Source organism: Clostridioides sp. ES-S-0108-01 (genome assembly GCF_020662285.1).
Classification (GTDB): domain Bacteria; phylum Bacillota; class Clostridia; order Peptostreptococcales; family Peptostreptococcaceae; genus Clostridioides.
On record NZ_JADGMN010000033.1, the window covers coordinates 1 to 22,040 of the forward strand.

The 22,040-nt window shown below is 26.6% G+C and carries 23 protein-coding genes; 10 read left to right on the forward strand and 13 right to left on the reverse strand.

Annotated elements, in window-relative coordinates; translation table 11 throughout:
• Positions 1-164: 164 nt before the first annotated feature.
• The 5 genes from IR152_RS18545 to IR152_RS18565 all read right to left on the reverse strand — a co-directional run bounded on the left by IR152_RS18545 (position 165) and on the right by IR152_RS18565 (position 3,785).
• The gene (locus IR152_RS18545) at positions 165-635 is read right to left on the reverse strand and encodes a hypothetical protein (protein ID WP_227453326.1); all 471 of its coding nucleotides are present in this window, start codon (positions 633-635) and stop codon (positions 165-167) included.
• A gap of 373 nt (positions 636-1,008) precedes the next feature.
• Positions 1,009-1,206 (reverse strand): hypothetical protein, encoded by a 198-nt coding sequence (locus IR152_RS18550; protein WP_227453327.1) that lies wholly within the window; start codon positions 1,204-1,206, stop codon positions 1,009-1,011.
• 707 nt (positions 1,207-1,913) lie between these two features.
• Positions 1,914-2,210 carry a hypothetical protein gene (locus IR152_RS18555; RefSeq protein ID WP_227453328.1) on the reverse strand — a complete coding sequence of 99 codons (297 nt, stop codon included), beginning with the start codon at positions 2,208-2,210 and terminating at the stop codon, positions 1,914-1,916.
• 73 nt (positions 2,211-2,283) lie between these two features.
• On the reverse strand, positions 2,284-3,423 hold the full coding sequence (locus IR152_RS18560; protein ID WP_227453329.1) for an Rpn family recombination-promoting nuclease/putative transposase: 1,140 nt from the start codon (positions 3,421-3,423) through the stop codon (positions 2,284-2,286).
• A 218-nt stretch (positions 3,424-3,641) separates the two neighbouring features.
• A complete protein-coding gene (locus IR152_RS18565; RefSeq protein WP_227453330.1) occupies positions 3,642-3,785 on the reverse strand; it encodes a hypothetical protein in 144 nt (47 codons plus the stop codon).
• 535 nt (positions 3,786-4,320) lie between these two features.
• On the opposite strand from IR152_RS18565, the gene IR152_RS20225 reads away from it, so the two are divergent.
• The 4 genes from IR152_RS20225 to IR152_RS18580 all read left to right on the forward strand — a co-directional run bounded on the left by IR152_RS20225 (position 4,321) and on the right by IR152_RS18580 (position 9,717).
• Entirely contained in the window at positions 4,321-4,773 is a 453-nt protein-coding gene (locus IR152_RS20225; RefSeq protein WP_285894807.1) for an ADP-ribosyltransferase, read from the forward strand.
• A gap of 105 nt (positions 4,774-4,878) precedes the next feature.
• Positions 4,879-5,706: an ADP-ribosyltransferase gene (locus tag IR152_RS20230; RefSeq protein ID WP_285894808.1), complete on the forward strand. Its 828-nt coding sequence runs from the start codon at positions 4,879-4,881 to the stop codon at positions 5,704-5,706.
• Between the two features lie 37 nt (positions 5,707-5,743).
• Positions 5,744-8,389, forward strand: a complete 2,646-nt coding sequence (locus IR152_RS18575; protein ID WP_227453331.1) for a binary toxin-like calcium binding domain-containing protein — start codon at positions 5,744-5,746, stop codon at positions 8,387-8,389.
• A 1,151-nt stretch (positions 8,390-9,540) separates the two neighbouring features.
• Positions 9,541-9,717 (forward strand): DUF4177 domain-containing protein, encoded by a 177-nt coding sequence (locus tag IR152_RS18580; protein WP_227450647.1) that lies wholly within the window; start codon positions 9,541-9,543, stop codon positions 9,715-9,717.
• 1,728 nt (positions 9,718-11,445) lie between these two features.
• Here the strand turns inward: IR152_RS18580 and IR152_RS18585 are convergent.
• The 5 genes from IR152_RS18585 to IR152_RS18605 form a co-directional block, all read right to left on the reverse strand.
• Positions 11,446-11,745, reverse strand: a complete 300-nt coding sequence (locus tag IR152_RS18585) for a hypothetical protein (RefSeq protein ID WP_227453332.1) — start codon at positions 11,743-11,745, stop codon at positions 11,446-11,448.
• On the reverse strand, positions 11,693-12,481 hold the full coding sequence (locus IR152_RS18590; RefSeq protein ID WP_227453333.1) for a phospholipase D-like domain-containing protein: 789 nt from the start codon (positions 12,479-12,481) through the stop codon (positions 11,693-11,695). The genes IR152_RS18585 and IR152_RS18590 overlap by 53 nt, the downstream gene beginning before the upstream one ends.
• Before the next feature lie 327 nt (positions 12,482-12,808).
• Positions 12,809-13,189, reverse strand: coding sequence for a hypothetical protein (locus IR152_RS18595; RefSeq protein ID WP_227453334.1), 381 nt, complete (start codon positions 13,187-13,189; stop codon positions 12,809-12,811).
• Positions 13,190-13,683: 494 nt separating this feature from the next.
• Complete coding sequence (locus IR152_RS18600; RefSeq protein ID WP_227453335.1) at positions 13,684-14,583, reverse strand: IS3 family transposase; 900 nt, start codon at positions 14,581-14,583, stop codon at positions 13,684-13,686.
• Positions 14,577-15,248, reverse strand: coding sequence for a helix-turn-helix domain-containing protein (locus IR152_RS18605; RefSeq protein ID WP_227453336.1), 672 nt, complete (start codon positions 15,246-15,248; stop codon positions 14,577-14,579). Before IR152_RS18605 ends, IR152_RS18600 begins: the two co-directional genes overlap by 7 nt.
• A 316-nt stretch (positions 15,249-15,564) precedes the next feature.
• On the opposite strand from IR152_RS18605, the gene IR152_RS18610 reads away from it, so the two are divergent.
• Entirely contained in the window at positions 15,565-16,008 is a 444-nt protein-coding gene (locus tag IR152_RS18610) for a hypothetical protein (RefSeq protein ID WP_227453337.1), read from the forward strand.
• A gap of 397 nt (positions 16,009-16,405) precedes the next feature.
• Here IR152_RS18610 and IR152_RS18615 read toward each other — a convergent pair whose 3' ends face one another.
• Entirely contained in the window at positions 16,406-17,518 is a 1,113-nt protein-coding gene (locus IR152_RS18615) for a tyrosine-type recombinase/integrase (protein ID WP_227453338.1), read from the reverse strand.
• 430 nt (positions 17,519-17,948) lie between these two features.
• On the opposite strand from IR152_RS18615, the gene IR152_RS18620 reads away from it, so the two are divergent.
• Both IR152_RS18620 and IR152_RS18625 read left to right on the forward strand, forming a co-directional pair.
• Positions 17,949-18,320 carry a BlaI/MecI/CopY family transcriptional regulator gene (locus IR152_RS18620; RefSeq protein WP_227453339.1) on the forward strand — a complete coding sequence of 124 codons (372 nt, stop codon included), beginning with the start codon at positions 17,949-17,951 and terminating at the stop codon, positions 18,318-18,320.
• A 277-nt stretch (positions 18,321-18,597) separates the two neighbouring features.
• Complete coding sequence (locus tag IR152_RS18625) at positions 18,598-19,431, forward strand: M56 family metallopeptidase (RefSeq protein ID WP_311315458.1); 834 nt, start codon at positions 18,598-18,600, stop codon at positions 19,429-19,431.
• A gap of 162 nt (positions 19,432-19,593) precedes the next feature.
• On the opposite strand, the gene IR152_RS18630 is transcribed toward IR152_RS18625, so the two are convergent.
• On the reverse strand, positions 19,594-19,839 hold the full coding sequence (locus IR152_RS18630; protein WP_227453340.1) for a helix-turn-helix transcriptional regulator: 246 nt from the start codon (positions 19,837-19,839) through the stop codon (positions 19,594-19,596).
• Between the two features lie 111 nt (positions 19,840-19,950).
• Here IR152_RS18630 and IR152_RS18635 point away from each other — a divergent pair, with 111 nt between their 5' ends.
• Positions 19,951-20,160, forward strand: coding sequence for a hypothetical protein (locus tag IR152_RS18635; protein WP_227453341.1), 210 nt, complete (start codon positions 19,951-19,953; stop codon positions 20,158-20,160).
• 28 nt (positions 20,161-20,188) lie between these two features.
• Here the strand turns inward: IR152_RS18635 and IR152_RS18640 are convergent, their stop codons facing one another.
• On the reverse strand, positions 20,189-20,434 hold the full coding sequence (locus IR152_RS18640; RefSeq protein ID WP_227453342.1) for a helix-turn-helix transcriptional regulator: 246 nt from the start codon (positions 20,432-20,434) through the stop codon (positions 20,189-20,191).
• 461 nt (positions 20,435-20,895) lie between these two features.
• Between IR152_RS18640 and IR152_RS18645 the strand changes: the two genes are divergently transcribed.
• Both IR152_RS18645 and IR152_RS18650 read left to right on the forward strand, forming a co-directional pair.
• Positions 20,896-21,348: a hypothetical protein gene (locus IR152_RS18645; RefSeq protein ID WP_227453343.1), complete on the forward strand. Its 453-nt coding sequence runs from the start codon at positions 20,896-20,898 to the stop codon at positions 21,346-21,348.
• Positions 21,349-21,437: 89 nt separating this feature from the next.
• On the forward strand, positions 21,438-21,743 hold the full coding sequence (locus IR152_RS18650) for a hypothetical protein (RefSeq protein WP_227453344.1): 306 nt from the start codon (positions 21,438-21,440) through the stop codon (positions 21,741-21,743).
• Positions 21,744-22,040 lie beyond the last annotated feature (297 nt).

Genomic DNA, 22,040 nt, shown 5'->3' on the forward strand with positions numbered 1-22,040 from the left:
CAATAAATGTGTATAAAATACCATTATTAGTATTTCCTGATAATAAAAAAATATTACTAGAATTGAAAGTTTCCAGTAATATTTAGTAGCAAAAATATATATTTACACAAATCTATATACATTCTCTTTTCTAATTCATATAAAATTGAATTAGGAGTCTCTTCTTACCACTCAAAAATCCCAATACAAAAATCAATAGTTTCTCTTATCTCTTCAACAAATACATCATATGTATATATCTTACCAGGTATATGCTTTAAGCTAGATATTATACTTGATACATTATCTTGCCTTGTATTATAGTAATAAAGTAATGAATGAAGACTCTTTTTAATATCATTCTTTAGTTCACATAATGATATTTGATGAGTTTTATACTTATTAAATAAATTGTTAAATAACTCAAAATCATTATACTTGCTTGTATCAAGATCTCTATCAGTAGGAGAAAGATAGAGTTTTTTATTATTTATAAAAGCTCCACATTTAAAAATTTCTTCGTTTGATAGGCAAGTTTCTATGTATCTATCTATGATTTTGTTATAATATTTTATATTTATTGTAAGAATTATGAGTCTACCACCTTTTTCTAATGATGCAAATTGTTTTGATAAACAATAATTTATTTTTTTCATAAATAAAGAATAGTCTTTAATGTGAGATAAATCATTTTTTAATGGAGTATTTCCATAAACATATCCACTGTATTTAATAATAACAATAGGTAACAATCATATTCAGCATTACCTGTTAAGAGTTGTTTTCCCCTGTTTCACACCGGACATGCGACTTTCATCGCATCCAGCGTTCCATCAATTTTATTTAATCAACAATTAGTTTTTTCCTAAATTTTGTTGCGTTTTTGATTGCTTTATCTGAAAATCCATCTTGGCTTATATTTTCATGTATTAGCTTATTACATTTACTATGTGTCGATAATAGGTTTTGAACTTTGTTTATCTGTGATAAAGGAAGGCTTTTGCTTATATGGTGACAGTGAAAATTATCTCAATTTATTATAGGTTCTCCGCAAATTTTACATATTCCCTTATCTCTATTGAAAGCATACATTCTATTCATGAAATACTCATAATTATAGATTTCTTTAGACTTACCATACTTATTAAATTTAAGTATATCAGGAGCTTGTAAGATTTCTTCCATTCTTGCCAAAGGTAGTTGCTTATATGTTCTTTTGAAATGCAACTCCCTTCCTTTACTAGAAAATGGTGTTTCATCCTGATTCTTATTATAAATTTTCTGATATTTACAAAATGCTGGTGATGTTATACCTATGAATTGTTCATTGGGTAGTTTTATTGCTGGTATCCATGTTGAATAATTGGAATGTAATGCTATTAAATTATTTACTATGTGATGTTAATATAAACATTCCTAGTAGATATAGTATTGATTATAATAAATTTTAAAAAACTTAATTATAGTTTTTGAACACTAAATTATAAAGACAAGATAATAAATTATAGTATCTTGTCTTTATTTATATATTTAATATAAATGCTTACTGCAAAATTAATCCTAAAGTATCATTATACTCAAACTTATTGCTAGATTTTAGTATCATATATCCTTATAATATGCTTATTAATCCTAGGTAATAAAATCTATTAAATATAAATACTGATACTTGAATCTAATCATTTTGTAAGTCTCTATTTTTCACTTCTGTTTTTATAAATAATAACTGTTAAACTATATTCTTATATTAATTTAAAAAAGGCTGTACACTTGATTTTAACATACAACCTCTATGTAGAATCTTCTAACACTTATTGCTTAATATGTGTGGCTTCTAATTATCTCTATTTTGCCATTTTCGTCTATCATTTCCGTCATTGTATCTAAGTCGCAAGCTTCATTTAGGTCGTTGCAAGATACAGCCCAACTTTTTACTACTTGCTTTTGTCCTGTTCTTTTTGCTTTCTATCTTCTTTTTGTTTCTCAATTTTTTCTTGCTTTTCAGCTAAAATTTGTTTTGCTTTTTCTGCTGCTTCCAATAAAGTTTTTTTAGTAACTTGGCAAGTATCTGCAAACTCGAAAGTTTTTCTTTTTTTAAATATTCCTCCTACCTCATATGCCACTTTATCTATTTCATCCATTATTTCTTTTAAATTAGTGCTTTGATTTATTTCTTTGTCGTTAATGTAAAAACGAGATGTTCCAATTACTAAGTTTCTGCTTCTATTCATAATATATGCACCTCAGCTAATTCATTATTAATTTTATGAAAAAACATTAGCTATCTAGCTAATGTTTTTTAGATTAATTGTTATTATAAATCTCTTTAATTTCATTTTCACTTAAATCAAAATCATCAAATTTACTTAATATATCATCTAATTTAAAACCATTCTTTTTTAACATTACAATTAACTTATGATCTTTTCTTCTAGCTTCTTCTCTTTTACCTTTTTCAATACCTTTTTCAATACCTTTTTCAATACCTTTTTCAATACCTTCATTAAAAATTTCTTCCTTGAAGTTTCTACTTTTATTCATAATATATGCACCTCTTTTCAGATTTAATAAATATTCTTCATTTCTTCCTAGATCTTTTAACCTATCTAAAGCTTTTCTAATAACATAGTCATTATTAGCTATAATCCTAACATCTAGATTAGAAGGATTGCTAATGAGTTTTCCCCATAATAGGATTCTATTTACTATATTATTGTGTCTACTAATCTTAGGAAGCTCTACAAAGTACAATGCTGTTTTTTTTGAATAAATATCTGGGTGACCATCCATGCTTAGTCTCATGCAGTTTATATAATCATCTATTTGATTATATTTTACATGATTTAGTATATGTATTCCAATTGTTTTTCCAATTTCTTTATATTCTTTACCTTCTTCTAATTTTCTACCATGTACACGACTAAGGTAATATTCAGCCCTTTCTAAATAATCATCTTCAAGTGCTCTTTGCATCTCAATATTTATATGATTATTTTCTTCATCTTCAGCTAAAATATCAAGTCTAGGTCTTTTCTCACCAATGTAATTAATCGTTGGATCAGTTTCAACTCGGATTATTTTTTTTATTTGAGTAAAAGGTTTAATGTTTCTATTAGCATGTGGAGCATCTTTGAGAATATCATTGATAAAGTTAATGAGTAAATCGTAATCATTATTTAAAGTAAATAATGATTTAAATACTTCATCATACTCAGGTTTAGCATATCCATCTTCAGTTACAACCTCTCCTATATTCTCACTAGTTAATATTTCTTTTGGAATTAGATCTTTGATTTTATGTAACTCCTCATTAGAAAAATCACCTTTACTGAGAATATCATTTAATTTTTTAGTCCATTCTCTATCAGTTTCTTCAATTGTAGTTCTCTTATATTCTTTTGATATTTTAGTAATTTTAGATTTTTCTTCTAATCTCTGCTTCATTTTAACACCTCTTTTTTATTATATCAATTTTTTTTAATTAATCTCTTTTTTATATATAATTACCTCCTTCATTATTTAATTGACTAATGCAATTTATTTTTTTATTTACTTAAAATAGCTTGTTTTTTCTTTATTTGAATAATATGGGGCAGATTTACTTTTTTTTTGAAAAAATATTTTAATATATTAGGACCTATTGTACTTTAATATAAATATTTCTAAAGTATAAAAGTAATTGTATTTAATATGCTATCAGTTTCATGATAGTATAATTCTTTATCATCAAAACTCTTTAGGGAAAGTATAATCTTACCTCCAGTAGAGTATTTATTTTTGTATTCTTCTATTGTCAGTTTAATCACCACCTTAGTTTATCTTTATCTATTAATATTAACAAAAAGTATTAGTTTTTACACTATTTTTGATTGTTTATTTTTTAGATTATAGTTATGTTTTCATATTTTTACGAAGTTTATTACCAAAAATATGAAATAGTATATATTGGCTTGCTATTACAATTTTTTATAAAGTATCTATATTATTAAAAATGCAGAATACGACTTGTTTTATGTATTTCATTCATTTTTTATAATATTAAAAATATTCTTTCTAAATATAGCTTTGTAAGCATATACTAAATTTAAATTAAAGTTAGCTCAATATATAATATATATCTTAAATTAATATACTATTTTACATAAATCATTGTATTATTTCCTAAAAAACTGTTTTTAAATCATAAAAATTATTTTTTTTATATTTTAAACGATTTTTTATATCAAATAAACTATTTAACGACTACTAAAATGTTGATTTTGAAATCTAACTAATATTTATTAATTTAGATTATATAATTAGATTAATAAATATTTAAAATAATGTGAGGAGGTATTTTAAATGAAAAAGATTAGAAATTATATTTCTAAAATAGTAGTACTAGGTCTTATTTTAACAAGTGTCTTATTCAGTGGAGGAACTTATGCTGAAAATTTGGCAGGATATTCACCTCAAAAAATAACTACCACTGCTTATAAGGCTGGAATAGAAAGACCAGAAGATTTTCTAAAAGATAAAGAAAAAGCTATAGAATGGGAAAGAAAAGAAGCTGAAAGAGTAGAAAAAGGTCTTGTAAAAGTAGAAAAAGAAGCTCTTGCAGAATATAGGAAAGATTCAATAGCGATAAGTAAATATTCTAAAGAAAGAAACTATTTTTATGATTATCAAATATCAGCCAATCCCTTTGAAAAAGAATATAAGGATCTTAAAAGTGCAATATCTAAAAATAAAATAGATAAACCTATGTATGTTTATTACTTTGAATCTGCTAATAGATTTGCTTTTAATAGTTAAATTAGAGGAAATTCAGAAAATGAGATAAGTGTAGAAAAATTTAATGAATTTAAAGAAACAGTTCAGGATAGATTATTTAAACAAGATGGATTTAAAGATATATCTTTGTCTGAGCCAGATAAATCAGATAGCAAACCCACACCATTATTTGTACATCTAAAATTACCTAAAGGTACTGGAATACTACCATATCAAAATGGTGAATCAGTAAGTACATTAATAGAACAAGGTTATAGTATAAAAGTTGATAAAACACTTCGTGTAGTTATAGGTGGAAAACAATACATAAAAATTGAAGCATCTTTAGTAAGTAGTCTTGATTTCAAAGATGAAGTAGTTAAAGGAGATGAATGGGCAAAAGAAGCTTACAAAGATTGGGCCACATCATTAAATGCAAGTCAGATTGATGCATTGCAATATTATATGGTAGCTCAAGGATATAAAGGTATCAATGATTATTTAATAAAAAATGAGACAAAAAAAGATCCTGACTCAAGATTAGATGCTTATATAAGTAATATTGACAGTGCATTGAAAATTAAACCTCTTACATCTAATTTAACTGTATATAGAAGAGCTGGTGCTGCTGAGTTTGGCTTAAATCTTTCGTCTTCTGAATATAATTTTAACTTAGAAGCAAATGTAAATACATTTAAAGAAAAATGGGAAGGGAAAACATTAACATATCCAAACTTTGTGAGTACAAGTATAGGTAGTGTAAATATGAGTGGATTTGCTCCTAGAAGAATAGTGCTACGCATAATGCTACCTAAAGGTTCTTCTGGAACTTATGTATCATCTTTTCCAGGAGCAGCAGGAGAATTTGAATTTCTTTTAAATCATGGTAGTAAGTTAAAGATTAATAAAGTTGATACTTATAAAGATGGCACTACAACAAAATTAATCGTCGATACAACATTATTAAATGAATAGGTAATAAAAATATGTTTTAATATTAAGGAGGAGAAAAATGAAAGTACAAATGAGAAATAAGAAGTTACTAAGTTTTTTAACACTTACAGCAATAGTCAGCCAGGCTCTATCATATCCTGTATATGCACAAACTACTACAAATAATATTGTAAATCAGAAAAGAGAAGTAAAAAACGAAGAAACACTTCCGAGTAATGGATTAATGGGGTATTATTTTGCAGATGAGCACTTTAAAGAATTAGAACTAATGGCTCCAATAAAAGATGGTAATTTAAAGTTTGAAGAAAAGAAAGTGGATAAGCTTTTAGATAAAGACAAATCAGATGTAAAATCTGTACTATGGACAGGAAAAATAATTCCTTCTGAAGATGGAGAATATACATTATCAACTGATAGAGATGATGTGTTAATGCAAGTAGATGCTAAAGGTGATGTAACAAACACACTTAAAGTAGCCATGAAAAAAGGTAAAGAATATAAAATTAGAATAGAGTTACAGGATAAAAACTTAGGTTCAATTGATAACTTATCATCACCTAAACTTTATTGGGAATCAAATGGCAATAAAACACTTATACCTGAAGAAAATTTATTCTTAAGAGATTATTCTAAAATAGAAAAAAATGACCCATTTATTCCAAATAATAATTTCTTTGACCCAAATTTGATGTTTGATTGGGAAGATGAAGACTTAGATACAGACAATGACAATATACCAGATGCATATGAAAGAAATGGATATACTATAAAAGACTTAATTGCAGTAAAATGGGAAGATAGTTTTGCAGAGCAAGGATATAAAAAATATGTATCAAACTATTTAGAGCCAAATACTGCTGGAGACCCATATACAGATTATGAAAAATCTGCTGGAACATTTGATAGAGCAATAAGTAAAGAGGCAAGAGACCTATTGGTTGCTGCATATCCAATTGTAGGTGTAGGTATGGAAAAATTAATATTATCTACTAATGACCATGTTTCTACTGACCAAGGAAAAACAGTTTCTAGAGCCACTACAAATAGTAAAACTGATGCAAATACAGTGGGTGTATCTGTAAGTGCTGGATATCAAAATGGTTTTACAGCTAATGTAACAGCAAATTATTCTCATACAACAGATAATTCAACAGCTGTACAAGATAGTAATGGAGAATCCTGGAATAAAGGTTTGCAAATAAGCAAAAGTGAATCAGCATATATAAATGCAAATGTTAGATACTATAATACAGGTACTGCACCTATGTATAAAGTAACACCAACAACAAACTTAGTATTAGATGGAGACACATTATCAACTATTAAAGCACAAGAAAATCAAATTGGTAACAATTTATCTCCTAATGACACATATCCTAAAAAAGGGGTATCTCCTTTAGCACTTAATACAATGGACCAGTTTAGTTCTAGATTAATACCATTAAATTATGAACAAATGAAAAAATTAGATTCTGGAAAACAAATTAAACTAGAAACAACGCAAGTAAGTGGAAACTTTGGTACAAAAAATAGTCAAGGACAAATAGTGACAGAAGGAAATAATTGGTCAGACTATATAAGTCAAGTGGACAGCATCTCGGCATCTCTTATACTAGATACAGGAAATGGAACTTACGAGAGACGAGTTGCTGCTAAAGATTCATATGACCCAGAAGATAAGACTCCACAGCTTACAATTGGCCAAGCAATCGAAAAAGCATTTGGTGCTACTCAAAAAGATGGTTTATTATATTCTAATGGAACACCGATAGATGAGAGTTGTGTTGAACTTGTATTTGATAATTATACAGCTGATACAATTAAAGAGAGATTAAAATCTTTAGATGATAAAAAGATATATAATGTTAAACTTGAAAGAGGTATGAATATCCTTATAAAAACACCAACATACTTTACTAACTTTGATGGTTATAATAATTATCCTAGTGAATGGAGCAATGTTAATACTACAAATAAAGAAGGCTTACAAGGGGCAGCGAATAAACTAAATGGGCAGACTAAGATTACAATACCAATGTCTAAATTAAAACCTTATAAGCGTTATGTTTTTAGTGGATACTCAAAAGACACTTCAGCATCTAATTCAATATCTGTAAATATAAAAGCAAAGGAAGAAAAAACAGATTATTTAGTACCAGAAAAGAATTATACAAAATTTAGTTATGAATTTGAAACAACTGGAAAAGATTCTTCTGATATAGAAATAACTTTAAATGGTAGTGGAACAACATTTTTAGATAATTTATCTATTACAGAATTAAATAGTACACCTGAAGTACTTGAAGAAGCAGAGGTTAAAGTTCCAACTGATCAAGAAATAATAGATGCACATAAAACATACTATGCAGACTTTGAATGGAATATGAGTACTGGTCAATCTTATTTTAAAGGATATTACCTTAAGCCTACTGATACTAATAAAGATGTGCTTAATTATATTAATAAATACCATGTATATGCGACTCTTGAAGATTCTACAGGAAATGGAGTGTACAAAGACATAGGTACTAGAGACAAAGAAATGCGTAATTATGGAGGAGATGAAAACCAACCTAAAACTAATTATGTAAATTTTAAAACTTATGATACAGATTTAGCAAATGTATTAACATATAAACCAATTAAAATATATGCTGTTAGACCTGATAATAGAGAAGTACTAGTTTATGAGTATCATAAATAAATAATTTTATTTAATAAAGTATAATCCAAAACATATTACACTAATTTAGATAAGGTTATGACATATAAAAAACTTATAATAGATTCTGTTATTTCAGATACTAAAAATATACTAACCCTTAGTATTAACCAATATAAAATAAAACCAATTAAAACCTCTTAACATATAAAATATAAATTATACCATAAGAAAATCATATTTTTTCAACGATTTTCTTATGGTATTTTTTTATTATTTTTCATAGAAGACCTTTTATCTTATCTATAATCTCTATTCTCATTTGTTTACACTTACTTGTTGAAAATCCAATCATCCTACCAATATATGCCCAAGATGTCTTATTATTTGAAAATAATTATATTGAACCATTTTCTTTAAGTACATTATTTTGTAGACTCAAGTTTCTTAATCCACCTATTTGACATAGAATCTATATTAAACATAGAATTCATATCTATCATGGCCAACAGAATTATAGTAAAAAAAACATTTATCACTAAAAAAACTGTATCATCTAAATCTTCTTTATAAAAAAATCCATTAATATTCAAATAAATAAAGATTATTAGAAAAATTACAATTAAATGGTATCTTAAAATATTAAAATTATATTTAATATTTTTTAATGCAGAAAATTTTCTACTAAAGAATATAAGCGTTATTTTATTGATAAAGGTAGCAAGATACAAGTACATAACCAAGGAAAATGTAGGGATAAAGTATATTAATATTGATGATTTCATAAATTTAGAGTTTATTAAAGTGAATGAACCTATAAGTGAAATTAAAAATATGTAAAACGTCAATGTGATTAATGTACACATAAAAATAATTTTATTTTTTAAAGAAAAGTATAAAATAAAAAATAGTAAATATTCGGCGGTTATAAAATCCTTTTTTCAGCCGGAAAGGCCTATGAAATCAGCATTTCTGCTATGTGAGAAGCCGTCCTGCAACGGTTAAAATGGTGCCCGAATGGTGCCCAAACGAACAAACAAGGTTATGAACAGTAGCATGAAGTAATGAAACGAAATGGACTGTTTGACATTTCCATGCGCTCATATTAAAATGAAAAAAACCAGTTATAAATTTATACGCCTTAGGTGGAAAAGGCGTATTCGACAAAATAGAAATTGGAGGAGGCATTTTCAATGAAAAAATATGAATATAAGGTTATAACAATCGCAACGGCTTTAGCTATGAATACAAAGCAGTATGAAAAAGTAGCACAAGATATTGAAGTTCAACTAAATGAATTAGGAAGTGACGGTTGGGAACTTGTTCAGCGTAAAGATGGTTTCTTTTTCTTTAAAAGGGAAAGTGAATAATCGAAACATCAGCTTTAGATTTGCCTGACTGTTAAATGCGCTTTATTGGGTATAAGGCGTACTCCCTCTTTAGCTGTTTTTAATAGTGGCAAGCAGGGCACAACGGTACACACCGTTGTGCATTTGCCCATTTTCCGCTATGCGAAAACTGTTCAAACCGCTTGTTGGGGGCCGCCCCAATCCCCCGGCAAGGGCCGCTTTGCTGCCTTGCGAACGGCTCCACAGGCGGAGCGACTACTCGCCCTTACGGGCGCTGATAGACGGGAGAATAGACCGGCTGGAAAGAAGTATGTTCACATCGTCTGGCAGGACGCGTAGTCACCCTGTTAGTGGCGATGAAAAAGACCGCCTTTTGCGGCTCTTTTCCGGGGTTTAGGTCCCAGTACAAAACAAACGTTTTGCAGGAGTGTATATACTCCTGCACCGCTTCACACGATTGTTTTCGGTGGGATTTGGATTCCCACCGTGCATGAATATAACCCCGGCATGAGACGAGGCGGTCATGCGGAACGATAGAAGCCCGTTTTAGGGGGTTCAGGTGAAATGATACAGACCCCCTCGGCACCGCGTTCATAGGGGCTCATTATGCCAAGGATTTTGAGGCCCTATTTGTCACCGCCCGCTTGCCCCTTGCCCACAAACTCTGTCCGGTCTCTTGGTTTTGTGGAGGGTGTGGTATACTAAGGACATTAGCAGGCCACACAAGGGCTTGCTATTTTTTTGTTTTGTGGTGCCCAAATGGTGCCCAACTTTACAAAACCATACTGTCACAGCTTATGCTGCCTTATTTGCGGAATTTGAGAAAATGCCCATTTCATGCGGGTTTACGGGGGAGGCTTATAAGGCGATTTGCTACCTTATGAGGGGCTAATTGCTATACAGGCAATAAAAAATACTATACAGATAAGAATTATATTTAATACTATCATCAAACTCTCCTTTATTAATATTTTTATTAAATTATACATTAAAAACAACTGATTTGAATCAATTTCATTAAAAAAAATTTAAAAATAAAAAATAAAAGTACTAAAAAAATGATGATACTTTTTTTCATATTTTTTCGATGTATGTAGCAATATAAATTTCTGTGACTATTTTAATTAATATATTACGAATTTATATTGACTTATAAGTATTGGAGGAATAACAAATGAAAAAAGAAATATTAAAGTTAATGAGATGGTTCAAAGTAAAATAAAGTTAATAATCAATCATAAAATACCTTGCAAAGTTCTAAAATTTATAGATATTTTTAGGGGTAAAATGATTCAAATTTTTATCTCACATGTATTACGAATTCCTATCTCCTATGTATTAGTGAATTTAGGAATAAATCCCGAATTTAAATGGTTGGCAACTATTATTATAGCTAACATATTAATATATATATTTAATACATTAAAAAAGGATAACAAATCTTAAATTATACAAATAAATAATCCTTTAAAAAGTTACAGGTATTCTTGTCTTGTAGCTTTTATTTTAATCTTTACCAAGAATGAATCTCCATTTTCTATTTACAGTTGTTTAAAAAATACTCTTTATAGATTTTCCTACAATTTTATCTGAGGCTTTTCTATATATTTTATTAAGAACATGAGAATTTTAATCTTTTATACAAGTAATACCAATATATTAACTTTAAAATTATATCCTTATTTTTATCATAAATTATTTTAATTTATCAAAGTTTGCCAAATATATATTAAAACTGAATAATTTCAATTAGGTATTATCTACATTTGTATTTACTACTTTTTTCTTATCTAGCATCTTCAATATATTAAGTAAAAAGTCAACTATTTTTTCAATAACCTTCATGCCATCTAGTGATGTTTGATAGATTTCACTCACTAAACTAATATTCATATCACTTGCATTATCAGATGCCAATTGAGCATAGTGATCTACTCTATCAGGATCTCCATCTAAAATGTATTCTTCGAATAATTCATATGTTTTATCTTCACAGTCAAATCTTGAAAATTCCTCTAGTTCTGAATCTGTTCCATCTAATTTCTTCACATATACTCAAATCTAAATCTTCAAATATTTCAGGGTACACTTCATTATCGTTTAATTCTAAAATGACATCTTCTATTTCATATGAAAGAGAAGATAGATCTTCTACAAGTATTGGAGATAAACATGCATTAAAACCTCTATATTCATCTCCTCTTCCATGATGTTGATGTCCTGAGTCAGCAAAGAAACTCCAGTAATAATCCTCATAATACATTTTTGCTTTAGTTAAAAGATTTGTTATTGAAATAAATACTTTCATATATTCACTTGAATAATATGAAACTGCTTCATCTATTTGCATTTGTATAAATACATTATTTATTTCATTTATTACATTTTTATCTTTTATCAATACACCACATTCATTATTCTTCCTACTTTCATCAGAAAAATTTGCAGAACCTATGTATGCTACTACATCTGTCATTATTATTTTGGAATGATTTCCGAAGTTAAAGAAAGTTCTAATATTTGCATCATACTTCTCAGGGTTAAGTTTATCTATATAATTACCTATTGTTTTCTTTGCTCTATTTCTGGCATAAGAGCTTGTATATTTCTTGAAACGAGCTGGGATATTTGTGATAATAACGACATCTTTATCTTCTTTGAATTTTTCTATTTTTTCAATTAGTTTCTTGCTTTCAGCAGAGATATTATATGTAACAATTCTTACAAATGTAGCTTCTTCTAATGTGTCTAATACTTCAGAGTATCCAAATTCATCATTTGTCATTATTAATTTTACATCATCATTCTTATAAATACATCAAAACATAAACCTATAGAAAAGATTTCAATGTGTAGGTTTTTAATTGTATCTATAATGCCTTTTATTTTACTATCAATAATTTTATCAATTCTACTTAATATCTTAGGAGTGATGAGTTAATATACTATTTTATTATGTTTAATAAATGCTTTAGGATTATGTGTTGACTTATTAAATATTTGCCTAATATCAATACAAGTTCCTAGTAAGTCTTATATAAAATAAATGGATTCGAAATTTATTTTAATCAAAAATAATAATTAATTCTAAAATTCGCATTTAGAGAATAGTTTAAAGTTTAATCAAATGATAACGTACATCGAAATCATTCCTACTTTTTTCAAAGTATATATATTTTTTTGTTTTAAATAATTTATCAAAAAAATATATATCTCCTTTTTTTATAATTAAATCATTTTTTCTTCTACAATAGATACACTCACAATTTTGTTCCTTATAGTTTACTCTAAGATTGACATTTGCATCTAAATTTAGTAATTTAGATACTACACATGTCCTATGTTGACCATCAATAAAAGAATAATGGTTACAACTTTTATTTAAGTTTATCCATGCTGCTGCTGTAAATTTATCATGTAAAAATAAATTGGCTATAAATCTACAGTAATTTATATCATTACGATTACTGCTAGATGTTTTTTCTCTTCTCAACTATTCAATTGTAACACCATCCAACGAATATATTCCTTGCTTAAGTTTATAACAACTATATTCATCTAAAATAAAAAAATAATTTTTTTCTCTTGGGTCAAATTTTTCTATTAATTCTATAATTTAAAGTCATCTCTTTTATATAATAACATTTACAAAATTTGTGATAATATTTTTAATTTATGGTATAATAAAAGCAAGGAAACATGTTTTACTTAACTTTTGAGGGATGTTTCCAACTTAAAATTGGTTATTTATTTTTTCGGAACTTAATACTCAGTTCCCAGCCACTCTTAGTCGCGTTTGAACTATACCCACTGTTTTATACAGTTAAAACATGTAAAAGTGGTTATAAAGTACTAGTGTCAATCATTAGTACTTTTTTTATTATATTCATATAATTAATAGCTATATTTTAAAGTTTACTATCTAAAAAATAGCACGTCAAATAAAACCCTAGATATTTAAATTTTTTTAGAGCTACTTAAAATAAATTATGCTATCTCTGTACTTAAATATTTTCTAAATTCAAGTGGAGACATAGAATTTAATCTCTTTTGATATCTAAAATTATTATAGTAATATATATAATCATCTATTGCTTTGACTAATTGTTCGTATGTATCAAATTTCCTTAAATAGTACATTTCCACTTTTAAAATTCCCCAAAATCCTTCCATAGGAGCATTGTCAATACAATGACCAACTCTCGACATACTTTGTATCATGCCTTGTGTTAAAAGTTTTGATTTAAACACCCTGCTAGTATACTGATAGCCTCTATCACTATGAAAGATAGGTTTTGCATTTGGATATACTTCTATTGCTTTATTAAAAGTTTCGAATACTAAGTTATTGTTATTTGATTTTCCAATAACATATGAAACTATGCTTCTATCACCTAAATCCAGAATTGCACTTAAATAAGCCTTTGTCCCGTTGGTTAATTTAAATTCAGTTACATCTGTTAACCATTTTTGAGAAGTTTTATCTGCACTAAATTTTCTATTTAATACATTTTCAGCAATTACTTCTGGTGTACATTTAACATAACTAAATTTCTTTTTTCTACAAATAGACCTTAAGCCTACGGCTCTCATTAGTCTGTACACTCTCTTGTGATTGACATTAAGTTTATACTCTCTGTTTAACTGCAAGGTCATCCTTAAAGAGCCAAAAACTCCCTTCTTTTCTTCATATATCTTAGTTATCAAAGTTGCTAATTTAATGTTTTCAAGTTCTAAATTACTTTTATCTCGACCAAGCCATTTATAGTATCCAGAACGATTTACTTTAGCGATTTCACATAATTGTATAAGCGAAGCTTTTTTTTCATTGAATAAGGATTGAATCGCTTTATATTTATCTTCATTCTTGGATAGTGTAATTACCACCCTCTTTCTATGATTTTTAACTTTTTTAAGAATTCATTCTCCAGTTGTAATTTGTGTTTTTCTGCTTTTACAATTTTCAATTCCAACTTTATTTCATCTAATTGAGTTAACTCATCTTCTTTTTTTGCTTTACCTCTTCGGTCTTCTAAAGCATCTATCCCATTTTCTTTATATTTAAGAGTCCATCTTCTAACTTGGCTGTATGAAACAAAGTATTTTTTTGCTATTAAATTGTAATTAAGATCATGTTCAATACAATCTTTAACAATTTCAGCTCTTTCATCTAATGTTGTTTTTCTAGTCTCCATAAAGAGTCCTCCCTTCGGGGTTTCTTTTATCACATTATGAAGATTATACTCTTTAACCCAAGCTTTTAGTGGATGAACTGATCTCATTTTATATTTTTTTGAGATAGTGTCATAAGATCCTTCCCCATTTAGATAAGATTCTATAGCATTTAATTTAAACTCTTTAGAATAGCATGATTTGTGACTTTGTTTTATTAAACCATCATTTCCAAAAGTTTCATAATTTCGCATCCACTCTCTGAATGTACGTTTTCCAATATTTAATTCTTCCATTATTTTTATTACTGAATTTTCACCCTTTAAATATGATTCAATTGCTTCGATTTTTTGCTCTGATGATACTTTAGTTTTAGACATAACAAAACCCTCCTAGTTTTAGACAGTTTTACATATTTCAACTGTCTCCTAAGAGGGGTATAGTTCAGTTTGAGTGGCTTTTTAACTTATCGTAGATATAACTAGCTATAACACTAGCTACAATACTCATCATTAGATTTTCCATAGCTTTTCACCTCCTTTCATAAGAAAGTGAGGAAAATTTTCTACGGAAACACCACTCATAGCTTTTTCAAATATTATTCCTTGCTATATTTATTATAGCATAAACACTGGAAATATATAGATACAATAAGTATAGAAAATAAATATACTTTTAAAGAGAGGAAAAATTGGTATGAAATTAAAAATGATAGATAATGCAATTGATTTACTTAAATTAGTTAATAAATATTTTCATGACTACAATACTAACAAGGAGCATAAGAAAGATAATATAAACTTAGAACTAACTATTATATATTTACATAAATCTATTGAATTACTGATTGAATCAATGTTTATAAATGAAAATTTACCTTCAAATAAATTAGATGAATACAAGAAAATTAGAAATTACCCTAATATTATTTTATTTTTAGACGAGTTTTTAATAAAAAGAGAAGGAATCAAAACTATTGATTATACAAAATTAATAACTATTTATTGTGATACATTTAATGCTGATAAAAAAACTCAAAGAGTGCTTTCTGATTTAGGAAAACTAAGAAATACTGTAGTTTATCTTGGTATGAATGAGTCACATAGTTTTGAACATATAAAGTATAAATATAATTCTTGATGTTTTATGTGAGGACCTGAAGAAAACTGATAATTATTTTGAATATGATAATGTCAGAGATATACTAGAACCACTCGTGGAATCTTATAATGATCTTTTCGCTCCAATTCAATGACTTTTTTAAAATAAATAATATAACTTTGAAGTTAATAAAAATAGACTTTTAAGCCTGATAACTTCTACTCTGAATTTTAGTAAGTAATACATTTTAATGTTTTTTCTATAGCCTCATCCAGTTAATATTATAATAAAATGAATGAAGCTATATTGTAAAAACATGTTTAAACTATGAAACTATAAAAAGATGCTTTATATGCCAATATAAGAGCTTTCTTAAAAATTCCCTTAGTTTTATCTTTAATAATTATTATTAAATTTATTAATTTAACAATGATTATTAATTAACATTATATAATTTACCTGCTATTTTATCTGAAGCTTCTCTATCCATTTCATTAAGTACATGAGAATATATATTCAAAGTAGTATTAACATTTGAATGGCCAACTCTTTCTGAAATAACCTTTATAGGAACATGCGAGTTCATAAGTAATGTAACATGTGAATGTCTTAAATCATGAAATCTAATATGAGGAAGTTGCTCATATTCCAGGAATCTTCTAAATCTATGACTTATAACACTTTCATCTATAGGAATACCTTTCTTATTAATAAATAATAGATTGTATTTATTCTCAATACCACCATTTAGCAGCTCTCTTTCTTGCTCTAATTTATATTTCGACAGGAGATTCATTATTTCATCTGGAGCAGATATCTTTCTGATTGAACTTTCAGTTTTGGTATCCTTAAGTATTACTTCTCCATTAACTTTTGCAGTAATTTTCTCTATTGAAATTATTTTTCTCTCAAAGTCTATATTTTCCCATGAAAGACCTAATATTTCAGATATCCTCATACCAAGTCCAACACCTAAATTTATATGAAGTTCTAAAGGAGTATTTTTACAAGCTTCTAATAATCTTATTATCTGTTCTTCATCATAGATTTCATTTTTAAACTTTTTTGATTTAACTAAATCTATTCCTTTAGTTGGATTTTTGTCAATTATTCTTAAATCAAAAGCACTTTCAAATGCAAGTTTCATTATATTAATATGTATTTTTAAGGTTTTAGAACTTAGAGTATCTGACAAGGTATTTATATAATTTTGTATGTGTATTGTATCAATATCTTGTAATCTCATTTTACCAAGATGTGCTATTATGTATTTATTGCATATATTAATATATTTACTGTAGGTAGTTATTGACCATCTAGATTTATATTCTTCTATGAATGTTTTTAAAAAATGCTCAAATAAAATATTATTTGGGATTAGTATATTATTTTTATACATACTATCTTTTACTTCTGCCAGTCTTTTATTAGCTTCTCTTTTTTTAGTAAAAGAACCCATGTTCTTTTGTTTTTTCTTTCCAGTAAGTTCATCCTTATATTCTAAATAGACTATGTACTTTTTATTTACAATTCTTATAAACCCAGTCATAGAAAACCACCTTTCTTAAAAAACTTTATATGTTAATTATACCATTAAAAATTAAATAAAAGTATGGTTTTGCTGAATTATAGCTGAAATTTATTAATAAATAAACAGTATAACTTACTAATATCAATATATTAGAAAAAATATCATAGAATTAAATATTCTATGATATTAGTTATTATTTAATAATTAAATATAAATTTCGATTTTAAGGCATTGTAATCTGCCATAGGATAAATTATAAAGTGATAAAAAATAATCGTTTCTAAACGGCTATTAAAAGGTCAGTATTTTTTGTAGTGCCTAATATCAAATTTTGTATAGAATATTCTTAATTATTCGTGTACTATTATCTTAATAGATAAGATTTTTATTAATATAATTATTTTTATTTTATAGTATTAAAATGCAATATATTTTACGGGGATTTATTATGCAGAAAATACCAGAAGCAGAATTAAAAGTAATGAAATTTATTTGGGGGAAAAATGATAATGTGATTTCTAAAGAGGTTATTGAAGCAATGCAAAATGAATATGATTGGAAGCAGACAACTACGCTAACACTTCTATCAAGGTTTGTTAAAAGAAAATTTTTATCAGCTGAAAAAATTGATAGATATACACATTATAAAATTATAATTGAATATAGAGGATACTTAAACTATGTAATAAAAGATTTTGTAAATAACTTGCATAATAATTCAGTAGGAAGTGTATTTCTTTCACTATATGAAGATAATGTCTTAAAAAAAGAAGAATTTGAGCATCTTATATTTGGAGAAATAAATGAATGTTTTATTTGAAAATTTATTAAAGACAACATTAATAAGTAGTTTAGGTATTTGTATATTGATAATTCTAAAAACATGTATATTTAAAATATTTAGTAAAAAATTTAATTATTATATTTGGCTAATTATTCTTTTTAGAATGTTACTTTTTCCTGTTTCTTGTTCAATTGAATTTAAAACAAAAACAAAAGAAAGTTATACTCTAATTGATAATATAACTAATTTTAATAATAATCATCCAAACAAAAACCTTACACTTTTATTTATATGTATATAAATAATTGGAGTTATATTTTATTTAGCTCGTCTATTAATTAAATATGTGAAATTTAAGAATCTTATTGTTGATACTTCTTTCGAGGTTGAAAATGAAAATATAAATAGTACTTACAGAGAGTTACTATCTGAATTAAATATAAAAAACAATATTCCTCTAAGGTATACAGAGGAATTAGCCAGCCCAGCAGGTGTAGGATTATTTAAACCATATATATTTTTATTGGATCTTCCATATGATGAAGAAAATATTTATTGGATTTTAAAACATGAGTTAACACATTTTAAACATAGAGATATCTTGATAAAATTCATAGTAGTATTTGTAAAAGCTATTTATTGGTTCAATCCTTTTGTTTATATTATGAGCAAGAAAATTGATTCTGATTGTGAACTATGTTGTGATGAAAGTGTTATTAATGAAGGTTCATCTAAACGTAAAAAAGAATATGCACTAACTATTTTACGTGCAATTGAGCTAAATAATCTCAATAAAATGGGTATGTTGGCAACAGAGTTTACAAAAACAAATTTAGAGATAAGAATAAAAAGTATTGGAAAAAGAAGAGGTAAACGTGGAATAATCCTTGCTATTCTAATATTTATAGGTTCATGTTTTTCTTTTATTGATGTGAATGCACAAGCACCACTAAAAAAGAAAAGTCTACCTAAAAATAAGACTGTTGTACCAAGTACTGGATTTAGTTTTGAAACTACAGATTATACATATGCAACAACACCAGAAGATGTAAGAAAACTTTATGAAGAAAAATGTAAAAAGATAGGTAAAGTTCCTAACGATTCTGATAAAATAGAGATATATAATACAGATAATACAATAGAATAATATTAAGTTAAATATAACATATATGTTAGTTCACCAAACTTTTAGATATTTATTTAGAGATGAATTAAATTAAACAAAGCAATACAATTATAAAAATTTCATACTAAATAAGTAAAGGTATGTATAGCACATACCTTTTTATAATTAAGGGATATATGCACCTTAAGGCAAGCCTGAAAAGAAATCTTTATACTCTGCATTGAATATATATTTAAGTGCAATTAATACACTTAGTCGAATGCCATATGTACCTGTCTCCATTTGAGCATACATTGGCCTAGAAACATTGCACCCCATTGTTTGTAATTTTGAAGATACTTGTTCTTGTGATAAGCCTGTTTTTTTACGTAACCTTTTTAACGCATTTCCTATAGTATAATTATTTTCTTGATAAAGCCACTGTGACATGGTCTATACTCCTTAAGTATTTGTAGCTGTAGAATTACATGTTTTACTCGATATTAGCATAAATATTAGCTATAATTGTAATTGTAGAGTTACAATAGGAGGTGTATTTACTTGAATAAAAAAAATATAGAGTTATCACAATGGTCAATAGAACATCCACGTAAATGGGAAATTATATGTGGTACTACAGAAACAGGACCTCAAAATAATTACAAAATTATGTTACTACTTGAAAATGCTGGTTTTCAAGAGTTAAGTTACATGATTTTGTGTAGATTACATTGCCTTCTTAATGATGAGAATAAAATAGAAATAGAATAAATATTACTTAAAAATAGGCTTGCTTAAGTTAAGGCAAGTCTGAAAAAAAATCTCCATATTCTGCATCGAATATCTGTTTAAGTGCAACTAACACACTTATCCGAATACCATATGTACCTGTCTCCATCTGAGCATATGCTGCTCTAGAAACATTGTATCCCATTGTTTGTAATTTTGAATACACCTGTTCTTGCGATAAACCCATTCTCTTACGCAATCTTTTTAATGAACTTCCTATATTATAATTATCGTCTTGATAAAACCATTGATGCATAGTCTATCCTCCTTTTAAATTTTGTAATTGCAGAGTTACTCTTTTTTGAGTTTAACAGAAAAACATATTATAATTGTAATTATAGAATTACAATTATATATATCTATAAATAATTTTTTAAGATATGTTTTATTTAAGAATTTGTTGATTTATCTATAATGATAAGTATCTAATTTTTAAATATATTTTGACCTATATAGAAAAATTTATGTTATTAATATAAAATATGAATTAAGAGGAAAGTTACATGCATTTAGATGAGTTGGTAATCTGAAGATTCAATGCTGAAAAACTGATATTGTTACTTATAGAAGAGTCTTTATAACATGAAGAATATAAAGTACTTATAAGCTTTATCCTTATATCTATTATTTATGTTTATACTGCTTCATGTATAAATACAGAATTACAAAAAGTATGTAATAGATAAAATTAATTTAAAGTGAACTGGAGGACAAAGAATGTCTTACATATATGAACCAAGAAATGATTATGAAAAGAAAATACTAAAAGAATATGATAAATTAAATAAGGAAAAGTATGAGGATAAATATAGAGATTTCGATGTTTCTCAATTGTATAGGGATATAACAAGTGAAGATGTATTTATACAAATTTGTATGATGGAAAGAAAATTAAAGCGAAAAATAGTTTTTATAATTATAACAATTATAAGTATTCTGATGTATTTATTTTTAAGTATTAATGTTTATCATGCTTCTAATTCAACATTACAATATTTATTTATTTTTGGTATAGTGCTATTTACTTGTTTACTATACTTAAAGATAAGGGAAATAAATATAAAATACAGATATTATGATTTAATTGATTTTAGTGCATTAAATGTATTAGAGGATATAAAAAATGCCAGGTGTACAGAAATAAAAAAAGAGTTCTTTGAAGATCTTTAAATAAATAACATGTACTCAATAATACATAATAAAGGAAGGCTATATATATGTCACATATTTATAAATTTAGTAATGCTGAAGAGTAAATTATGAATGATTTCTATAAAAATTATAGAGAGGATTATAAAGCTGATTATTGTAATTTAGAACTACATGAATCTATAGAAAAAATAGAAGAAGATAAACTAAACATAGGTATGTTACTTGAATATAATAAGAATATTGAGTTTGGTTCCTATATTAAAATTGCTGTTATAGCGATTATCTTTATTAGTATTTCAAGCTTTTTAGCATATAATACTTTTAATTCATTAATAAGGATTTTATTCATCATAAGTATAATTACTTGTATATATATCGTATTTAAGATTAAAGATAATAAAGTCAAAATATAGAAAATATGAATTAATGGCATTTGGCAAATTAAAAATATTAGATGAAATCCATCTAGAAAATCTTGAAAAAGTAAAATTAGAACGTTATTAATAGTAGGCTATTTGAAGGAGTAATAGGGGCTGTAAGTAGATTTGTGTAAAAACAAATTTACCTATAGTCTTTTTGGTACACAAAATTGGTAAATTTGGAATAATATTCATATAAAAAATTTTGGAGGTTTTGAAAATGAAAGATATAATTGTTCCAGATGTTGATTATCAAACAGAAGTTAAAAAATGCAAGACAATGGAAGATGT